We start from the raw sequence: 8,766 nt of genomic DNA, 5'->3' as shown, positions 1-8,766 counted from the left end.
GGGCGGCGACGACCTGCTGAGCGGCGGTGATGGCAGTGACCGCCTGGAAGGTGGCCCCGGCAATGACGCCATGATCGGCGGCACTGGCGATGACAGTTACGAGGTGGATAGCCTCGGCGATGCGGTGATCGAGCAGGAGGATGAGGGTACCGATACAATCCTGGTGCTCGTCTCCGGCTGGACAATGCCCGATAATGCCGAAATCGGCCGCCTGAGCGGCAGCGGAGATAGTCTATTCGCCAGCTATACCGGGCAGAAGCTGGTGGCCAATCCGCTTCTCGGCAGCATGCTCTCCGGCGGGGCGGGCATTGACACGCTGCAGGGCGGGGCGGGCAATGACATTTTGGATGGCGGTGGTGGTGGTGACCTGGCCGTGCTGTTGGGCAGGCTTTCGCAGCATCGCTATGGCATGCGCGATGGGGTTTTGCTCACCAGCGGGGCGGATGGGCTGGACCGCATCAGCAATATGGATTTTCTGCAATTCGAGGCCGCGGCGGCGATCTCCATCGCATCGCTCAAAGGCCTGGCGGCGGATCAGGGCCTGGTCCTGGTCAATCGCGGGGGGCAGAACAGCTACGAATTGCCTGATCTCTATGCGGGCCCGGTCAGCGGCCTGCAGAATCAGTTGCTGGGCAGCGCCGCATCCGAGGTGGTGCTCGCCACCGACAGGAACGACTTCATCAATGCCCTGGGCGGCGATGACGGGATTGATGGCGGGGCGGGGGAGGATATCCTCGATGGCGGCCTGGGCTCGAATTTCCTGACCGGCGGTGCGGGGAGCGATACCTTCTTCATCGATGGCCGCGGGGCGCATTATGGCGCGAGTGGAACATGGTCGACCATCGCCGACTTTACCGCCGGCGAGGCGGTGACGATCTGGGGCTATCGGCCGGGGTTGAGCCGCTTCACCTGGCTCGCCAGCGATGGCGCGAATGGCTTCAAGGGCGCGACGCTGCATTGCGACCTCAATGGCAATGGCCTGATCGATACCTCGATCACCTGCACGGGCCTGGCAGTGGCGGATTTGCCCAAGCCGTTTTTTGGGGCGGATTATATTTACTTCGGCTGAGGCGGCTTACGGCGCTGCAAGGCATGAAACTGCTCTGACAGGCTGGAAAAAAACCAACGGCGAGGGCAAGCAAGATCAAAGGGCTTTGCCCCTGCAACAAGCGTTTTTCAGCAACCTGCTAGCCCAGTTCAATCCGCGCCTGCCGCACGATACGGCCCCAACGGGCATGCTCTTCGGTGAGGAAGGCGCGGAATTGCTCCGCGGTGCTGGGGCGCGGCTCGCTGGCCTCCTGCGCCAGTTTCTGCACCATCTCGGGATGTGCGAGGGCCCCGCGCGTGGCCTCGCTCCAGCGGGCGATGATGGCGGGCGGGGTGCGGGCGGGGGCGACCAGCCCGGTCCAATTTTGCGCGACAAGGCTTGGGAAGCCGGCCTCGGCGAGGCTGGGTGCGCGGGGGAAGCTCGGGCTACGGCCGGCACCGCTCACCGCCAGGGGGCGCAATTCGCCGGCCTCGATCAGGCCGCGCACGGCGGGGGGATTGGCGAAGAAAATATCCACCCGCCGCGCCAGCAAATCCGCCGTCACCTGCCCCGCGCCGCGATAGGGCACCTGGGTGATCTCGGCCTGGCTGGCCTGGGCGAAGAGTTCGCCCAAAAGATGCCCCACCGTGCCATTGCCCGAATGGCCCGCGGTGAGGCGCGCGCCCGCGGCGCGGGCGGCTGCGACCAGCGCCGGCAGATCAGCCCAAGGCGCGGCGCGGGCAGTGACCAGCACCAGCGGCTGCTGCGCCACGGTCGAGATCAGCGCGAAATCGCGCAGCGGGTCGAAGGGCATCGCGGGATAAAGCGCTGGGTTGATCGCGAGGTTGGAGGCCTGGCCCATCCCCAGGGTGAAGCCATCGGGCGCGGCCTTGGCCACGGCATCAAGGCCGATATTGCCGCCCGCGCCGGGGCGGTTCTCAATGACGATGTTCCAGCCCAAATCAGCCTGCAGCCGGGCGCTGATCTCGCGGCTGATCACATCCGTGCCGCCCCCGGGTGGGAAAGGCACGATCAGCCGGATCGGCCGGTCCGGATAGGCGGGCTGGGCCGCAACGGGCTGGGCCAGGGAGGGGTTGGCCAAGGAGGGGCTGGCCAGGGTGATGAGCAGGGCGCGCCTTTGCATGGTGGCTAGCTGTCCTCGGGTGGGGGCGATAGCGGGCCCAGGATTTCGTCATTGTGCTGGCCGGGGCTGGCTAGGTCATGCCGCACGCCCAATCGGCGCTCGCCAAACTGCATCGGCAGGGCGGGGATATGCACGGTCCTGCCATCGGGCAGCGTCACCGGCAAAAGCCCGCCCGAGGCTTGCAGATGCGCATTCTCAAAGAGATCCCATGGCCGGTTGATGCGGGCATAGGGCAGGCCTGCCGGGGCGCAGAGCGCTTCGATCTCGGCCACGGTGAAGCGGCCGAGGATGGATTGCACCAGCGGGATCAACCGCTCGCGTGCCGCACTGCGCAGGTTGTTGCTGGCAAACTCGGGCACCAGCAGGGCCGGCTCGCCCAGGGCGGTGCAGAAGATCTCCCATTGCCGGTCGGTCACGACGCCGACGAAAATCTGCACCCCATCGCTGGCGGTGAAGACGTCATAGACGCCCCAGGCGCGGCGGCCGGCGGGCATGGGTTCGGGTGCGACGCCGGTGATGGCCTGTTGCAGCATGGCGGTGGAGACCAGGAAGGCGGCATTCTCGAAGAGCGAGGCGGCGAGCACCTGGCCCTCGCCGCTGCGCTCACGCTCGCGCAGCGCGGCGAGGATGGCGATGGCGCCGAACATCCCGCCCATCATGTCATTGACCGGGGCACCGGCGCGTAAGGGCCGCCCGGGCGGGCCGGTCATATAGGCCAGGCCGGACATCATCTGCACCACCTCATCCAGCGCGGTGCGGCGCTCATAGGGGCCGGAGAGAAAGCCCTTCAGGGACAGGCAGATGAGGCGGGGGTTTCGCGCGCGTAGAGTGTCGAAGCCCAGGCCCTTTTCCGCCAGCGCGCCGGGGCGGAAATTCTCCAGCACCACATCGGCGGTGTCGATCAGGCGCAGCAGCGTCTCGACATCGGCGGGGTTTGCCGTGTCGAGCGTGACGGATTTTTTGTTGCGGCTGAGGGCGGCGAAAAACCCGGTGCCGGAGGATTTGAGGTGGCGGGTGCGATCACCGCCGGGCGGCTCCACCTTGATCACCTCGGCGCCGAGATCGGCGAGGATGAGGCCGCAGGACGGCCCCATCACCATATGCGAGAATTCGACGACACGAACGCCGTCCAGGGGGAGGGTCATGCCGCCTCCGATCGGCGGAGGGCGCTAGCCCGGAGGCGTGTATCGGCGGCCATCATGCCGCCTCCGATCGGCGGAGGGCATAAGCCCGGAGGCGTGAATCGGCGGCCATCACGCCGCGCGCCGGAAGGCGGCCAGCCCGCCGCTGCGCAGCAGATTCGACGGCAGGCGGTGGCCGACGATGCGCTCGGCGAGCTTTGCGGCCTCGATCATCGCATCAAGGTCAATGCCCGTTGCCACACCCATTTCCTCGCAGAGGAAGACCAGCTCTTCGGTGGCGATATTGCCCGGCGCGCCGGGGTGGCCGGCAAAGGGGCAGCCGCCCAGGCCGGCCACCGCAGCATCGAACATCGAAACCCCCAGCCGCAGCCCCGCAGCCGCGCAGGCAATGCCCAGGCCGCGCGTATCATGCAGATGCAGCGAGATTTTCTGCGCCGGATAGGCCTCGCGCACCGCGCTCACCAGCCGGTCGACCAGCGCCGGATTGGCCCAGCCCATGCTATCGGCCAGGGAGATTTTTTCGATGCTGCAACCGGTCTCGGCGGCCAGGCGCATGGCGTCATGCAAGGCGGCCATGGCTTGGGTGGCGGGCACGGCGCCAGAATAATTACAGCCAAAGGCCGCTTGCAGCGAGACGCGGTTCATCGGCACGCCAGCCGCCTGGTGGGTGGCCACGTGTTTGCGCTGGGCCTCCAACTGCTCGGCATGCGAGCGGTTGAGGTTCTTCTTGGTAAAGGCTTCCGAGCCGGTGACGGTGATGGAGCCCTGCACGGCCAGCCTCTCGGCAAAGCCCTGCACCCGGCCAAGCCCTGCGGCGTTGAACCAGAGTGCGGTGTATTCAACCCCGGCGCGCGGCGTGAAACCGGCCACCACCGCCTCAGCATCGGCCCAGCCGGGGACGATTTTGGGGTTCACGAAGCTGGCCACCTGGATGCGCTTGGCGCCGGTGGCGGAAAGGGCGTCGATCAGGGCGATCTTATCGGCGGTGGGGATGGGGCCGGGTTCGATTTGAAAACCCTCGCGCGGGCCTTCTTCGGTGATGTCCACGCGGCTTGGCAGGTCGGTCATTGGGCGCGCTTTCCTTATTGCTGCTGCACGCCGGCGGCGCGCAGCACATTGCCCCAACGGGTCATTTCTTCGGCGACATAGCGGGCGGCCTCGGGGATGGAATTGGCCACCACGCGCTCGGCCCCCATCTCGATCAGCCGGGCGCGCAGCGGGCCATCGCCCAGCACGGCGGCGATCTCGCGGTTCATCCGTTCCAGGATGGGCATGGGCGTGCGGGCAGGTGCCAGCACCACTTGCCAGACCGAGAAGGTGGCGGCGGGAAAGCCGGCCTCGGCCACGGTGGGCAGGTTGGGCATCACCGGGCTGCGCGCCGGCCCGGAAACGACCAGCGCCCGGGCCTGGCCGGATTGCACGACGGGAAAGGCCGAGGGGCCGGCGTCATAGAGCATGTCCAACCGGCCGGCCAAAAGATCCTGCAAGGCGGGGGCGCTGCCGCGATAGGAAATCTCGGTCATCCTGATGCCGGCCGCCTGCAGCAGCAGCAGGGTGACCAATTGCAGCGCGCCGCCCGCGCACGAGGAGGCATAGGAGAGCCCCTCCGGCCGGGCGCGGGCGCGGGCGACGAGATCGGCCAGGCTGCGATCCGGCGCGGCATTGGGCACCATCAGCACCATCGGGCTTTCGGCGACGATGGTGACCGGCACCAGGTCATTCGCCGGGTCGTAATCCAGCCGGGCATAGAGTGCGCGATTCACCGCATGGCCGGTATTGCTGAAGAGGAAGGTTTGGCCATCAGGGGCGGCGCGGGCGACGGCAGCCGCGCCGATATTGCCACCCGCACCGGTGCGGTTTTCCACCACCACCCGCTGGCCGAGACGGGGTGAGATTGCATCGGCCAGCAGCCGGGCGATCACATCCGTGGGCCCGCCCGCGGCATAGGGCATGATCATGCGGATGGGCTGCGAGGGCCATTCGCCCTGCGCCAGCGCTGGGTTGGCCAGAGGGGGAGCCAGGGTGAAGGCGAGGGCGGCGCGGCGTGTCAGCACGGGCGGGTCCTTATTCTCGGGGGGCGCTGGTTTAGGGCTCAGGCCGGGCGTGGGGCCAGGCGGGATACCCTTTGTTGCCAGAGCAACAGGGCGAGGGCTGCGACCAGCGGCGGGATCACCGCCAGATTGAGCAGCGCCCAGCCAAGCTGGGCATGCACAAAGCCGGAGAGGAAGGCGGTGCAGGCCACGGTGCCAAAGACGATAAAATCATTGGCCGCCTGGGCGCGCATCCGCTCGGCAGGCTCATAGGCAGTGGCGAGCAGCGCGGTGGCGGAGACGAACATCCAGTTCCAGCCCACGCCCAGCAGCACCAGGCCGGCGACGAAGTGCCAGAATGTCTCGCCCAGCAGCGAAACCAGGGCGCAGCCGGCGGTCAGCACCGCACCGGCCATCATCATCCGCCGCATGCCAAAGCGGTTAATCAGCCGGCCGGTGAAGAAGCCCGGCGCGAACATCGCCACCGCATGCCATTGGATGACGCTAGCCGAAGCACTGACGCCGAAGCCGCAGAGCATCATCTCGAGCGGTGTTGCGGTCATGATCAGGTTCATCGCGCCATAGGCGACGAGGCCGGCGACGGCGGCGGCGACAAAGCTGGGGCGGGCGATGATCTCGCCAATCGGGGTGGCCACTCTCTGCCGGGGCGGCGGCGGCGGCAGGATGGTGCCGGCCAGCAACACGAGGCAGACCAGCGGCACCGCCGCCAGGATCAGATAGGTGGGCAGGAAGAGGTAGGGCAGCGCCAGATCATAGGTGCGTTTGACGATTTCCGGCCCGGCGATGGCCGAGAGGATGGGGCCGGTCATCACCAGCGAAATGGCGCGGGCGCGGAAGGCTGGCGGTGCCACTTCCGAGGCGGCGAAGCGGTAATGCTGGGCGATGCCAAAGCCCACCCCGGCAAAGGCCGAGCCCATACAATAGACGAAAAAATTGCCGCCATAGACGCCGGCGGCAAAGAGCAGGCTGCCGCAGATTGAAGCGACGGCGCCCACCATGAAACCTGTCCGCCGGCCCAGCCGGGCGAAGAGGATGCCGGCGGGGATGGAGGCCAGCATCACCGCCGTCATCTGCACCGCCATGGGCAGGGTGGCCAGGGCGGCATTGGCGGAGAGGGTGTGGCCGATCAGCGCGCTCATCGCCACCTGCCCCACCACGGTGGCTTGCATCAGCGCCTGGCAGAAGAACAGCCGCCAGACGGTGATGCGCATCGCGGCCTCGGCGCGCGGGTCGGGCGAGGTGTGCGCTGTCGCATCCATCTAGAAGTGGCTCCATCCCTGGTGTGACAGCGCCATGGGCTGGCCCGTCTTGTCCAGCACCAGAACACCGGGCGGGCCTGCCGTGAAGTGGCCTATGCGCGTGGCGGCCATGTTTCCTGACGGCAGGGTGCGGGGGGGGAGGGCGAAGAGGAGTTCGTAATCATCGCCGCCGGTGATCAGAAAGCTCAGATCGGCGGCCTGGGCCTGGGGGGAGAGCGGCACCAGGGCGGCCTCCAGCACGGCGCCACAGCCTGAGGCGCGCGCGAGGTGACCAAGATCCTGCACCAGCCCATCGGAGACATCCATGCAGGCGGTGGCGAGGCCACGCAGCGCCCGGCCCAGCGCAAGGCGGGGCTGCGGCAGGCGATAGCGGCCGGCTAGATAGCCATCCGGGTCGGGAATCTCGCCACGGGCGGCGCGAAGGCCGAGCGCACCATCGCCGATGCTGCCGCTGACCCAGAGCGAATCGCCCGGCCGGGCACCGCCGCGGCGCAGCGCCTGGCCGGGCGGTACCGTGCCCAGGATGGTAAGGCTGAGGCTGGCGGGGCCGGGGGTGGAGACGGTGTCGCCACCCAGGACTTGCAGGCCAAATTCCGCCTGATCGAGAGCGAGGCCGGCGACGAAGCCCTCGAGCCAGGCGGCGGGGGTGGCGCGGGGGAGTGCCACGGTCATGAGATATGCCAGCGGGTCCGCCCCCATCGCCGCCAGATCCGACAGGTTCACCCGCAGGAGTTTGCGGCCGATGGTCTCGGGCGGGTCCTCAGGCAGGAAATGCACGCCGCCGACCATGGCATCGGCGGCGAGGACGAGTTCGCGGCCGGGCGGCGGTGTCAGCAGGGCGGCATCATCGGAAAGGTCCAAGGCCCCCTGCCCCGCCAGCGGGCGGAAATGCTGCGCGATCAGCGCAAATTCCGGCGCCAAGGGGGCCGCATTGTTCACGCAGGGAAATCGCCGGGGCGTAGGCTGCGGGCCAGTGCATCCAGCACGCCGGCGGCAAAGCGCGGTTCCTTGGCGGTGAAGAAGCCATGCGCGATGTCGAGATATTCGCGGATGATGACCTTTGCCGGGGGCTCGCGCCCATCGCGCAGCTCGGCGGTGGCGGCACGCAGCAGGGCGCGCAGCACGGGGTCGAGTTTGGCGAGCGGCCAGGCCTCGGCCAGGTGGGCGGTGATGATGGCGTCGAGGTCATCGCTACGGGTGGCGGCGCGGCGGACGATGCCAGCGAAGAGGGCGACATCGGCCTCGGGCACGCGGCCATCCTCAAAGCCGCCCTGCCCCGGCATTTGGCCCAGGCGATGGCGGATGAATTGGTCGAGCACGGTTTCGGGCGAATCGCCCGAGGCCTCGGCCTGGAACAGCGCCTGCACGGCGGCGACGCGCGCGCCGGTGCGCGGGCGGCCGCGCGGTTGGGTGGGAAGGCTCACGCCAGGCCCCAGGCGCGGCGCAGCGCGACCTGCATGAGGAGGGCGAACATCGCCTCACGCCCCTTATTGTGGTGATTATCGGCCGAGCGTTCCTCGGCCTGCTGGATGGTGGCGACGGTGAGCAGGCCAAAGCCGATGGGCAGGCCAGTTTCCACCGAGATATCCATCACGCCGCGAAAGGTCTCGCGGCAGATGTGTTCGTAATGGTCGGTGCCGCCTTGGACGACGCAGCCCAGGATGAGGACGCCATCAAACGCTCGGCCGGACTGAATGGCCATGCGCAGTGCCGCGGGCAATTCGAAGGCGCCGGCGACATCGACGACATCGAGGCTGGCGCCGGTTTCTGCTGCCATGGCCTGGGCGGCATGGCGCATGCCGGAGACGATGGCCTCGTAATAAGGCGCCTGGATGAGCAGGAGGCGCGGCGCGGGGCCTGGGATGATGGGAATGGGGCGGATGGGGGCGTCGGCGGTGCTCATGACGAGGATGTGGCAGAGCATGGGGGATGAGGGCAAGCGGGCGATAATGAATCATCTTGCCAGGGGGGGGGTTGCGCAAACTGCAACATTGGGTCATTTTCAATCTCAGAGAGCGGGCGGGCGTAGCTCAGGGGTAGAGCACGACCTTGCCAAGGTCGGGGTCGAGGGTTCGAATCCCTTCGCCCGCTCCAGTTGGCTTTCCAACTCCCTTCTCCAAATTACAGACATTCGGTTTGTGGG

The 8,766-nt window shown here is 67.9% G+C and carries 8 protein-coding genes, 1 tRNA gene and 1 pseudogene; 2 read left to right on the top strand and 8 right to left on the bottom strand.

The annotated features are described in order from the left end of the window. A pseudogene (locus tag ABWP84_RS14215) lies at positions 1-1,069 on the top strand (hypothetical protein); the annotation flags it as partial. 118 nt (positions 1,070-1,187) lie between these two features. Here the strand turns inward: ABWP84_RS14215 and ABWP84_RS14210 are convergent. The 8 genes from ABWP84_RS14210 to ribH form a co-directional block, all read right to left on the bottom strand. After that, positions 1,188-2,171 carry a tripartite tricarboxylate transporter substrate binding protein gene (locus ABWP84_RS14210; RefSeq protein ID WP_353212698.1) on the bottom strand — a complete coding sequence of 328 codons (984 nt, stop codon included), beginning with the start codon at positions 2,169-2,171 and terminating at the stop codon, positions 1,188-1,190. A gap of 5 nt (positions 2,172-2,176) precedes the next feature. Continuing rightward, positions 2,177-3,316, bottom strand: coding sequence for a CaiB/BaiF CoA-transferase family protein (locus ABWP84_RS14205; RefSeq protein ID WP_353212697.1), 1,140 nt, complete (start codon positions 3,314-3,316; stop codon positions 2,177-2,179). Between the two features lie 108 nt (positions 3,317-3,424). Further along, positions 3,425-4,381, bottom strand: coding sequence for a hydroxymethylglutaryl-CoA lyase (locus tag ABWP84_RS14200; RefSeq protein WP_353212696.1), 957 nt, complete (start codon positions 4,379-4,381; stop codon positions 3,425-3,427). 14 nt (positions 4,382-4,395) lie between these two features. Then, positions 4,396-5,367: a tripartite tricarboxylate transporter substrate-binding protein gene (locus tag ABWP84_RS14195; protein WP_353212695.1), complete on the bottom strand. Its 972-nt coding sequence runs from the start codon at positions 5,365-5,367 to the stop codon at positions 4,396-4,398. Between the two features lie 38 nt (positions 5,368-5,405). Beyond that, entirely contained in the window at positions 5,406-6,623 is a 1,218-nt protein-coding gene (locus ABWP84_RS14190) for an MFS transporter (RefSeq protein WP_353212694.1), read from the bottom strand. Further along, complete coding sequence (thiL, locus tag ABWP84_RS14185; RefSeq protein ID WP_353212693.1) at positions 6,624-7,562, bottom strand: thiamine-phosphate kinase; 939 nt, start codon at positions 7,560-7,562, stop codon at positions 6,624-6,626. It abuts the gene before it with no gap. Further along, a complete protein-coding gene (gene nusB, locus ABWP84_RS14180; protein WP_353212692.1) occupies positions 7,559-8,047 on the bottom strand; it encodes a transcription antitermination factor NusB in 489 nt (162 codons plus the stop codon). Before nusB ends, thiL begins: the two co-directional genes overlap by 4 nt. Continuing rightward, a complete protein-coding gene (ribH, locus tag ABWP84_RS14175; RefSeq protein WP_353212691.1) occupies positions 8,044-8,526 on the bottom strand; it encodes a 6,7-dimethyl-8-ribityllumazine synthase in 483 nt (160 codons plus the stop codon). The genes nusB and ribH overlap by 4 nt, the downstream gene beginning before the upstream one ends. Positions 8,527-8,642: 116 nt before the next feature. Between ribH and ABWP84_RS14170 the strand changes: the two genes are divergently transcribed. Then, positions 8,643-8,717: transfer RNA gene (locus tag ABWP84_RS14170), tRNA-Gly, on the top strand. Positions 8,718-8,766 lie beyond the last annotated feature (49 nt).

It is taken from the genome of Rhodovarius sp. (genome assembly GCF_040399605.1).
Classification (GTDB): domain Bacteria; phylum Pseudomonadota; class Alphaproteobacteria; order Acetobacterales; family Acetobacteraceae; genus Rhodovarius; species Rhodovarius crocodyli_A.
Note: the sequence above shows the minus strand (reverse complement) of the source record. Positions and strands in the feature narration are given on the sequence as shown.

What these genes read in the sequence shown, in the direction of transcription:
- ABWP84_RS14210 (WP_353212698.1), bottom strand. Translation starts at nt 2,171, where the DNA reads ATGCAAAGGCGCGCCCTGCTCATCACCCTGGCCAGCCCCTCCTTGGCC.
- ABWP84_RS14205 (WP_353212697.1), bottom strand. Translation starts at nt 3,316, where the DNA reads ATGACCCTCCCCCTGGACGGCGTTCGTGTCGTCGAATTCTCGCATATG.
- ABWP84_RS14200 (WP_353212696.1), bottom strand. Translation starts at nt 4,381, where the DNA reads ATGACCGACCTGCCAAGCCGCGTGGACATCACCGAAGAAGGCCCGCGC.
- ABWP84_RS14190 (WP_353212694.1), bottom strand. Translation starts at nt 6,623, where the DNA reads ATGGATGCGACAGCGCACACCTCGCCCGACCCGCGCGCCGAGGCCGCG.
- ribH (WP_353212691.1), bottom strand. Translation starts at nt 8,526, where the DNA reads ATGAGCACCGCCGACGCCCCCATCCGCCCCATTCCCATCATCCCAGGC.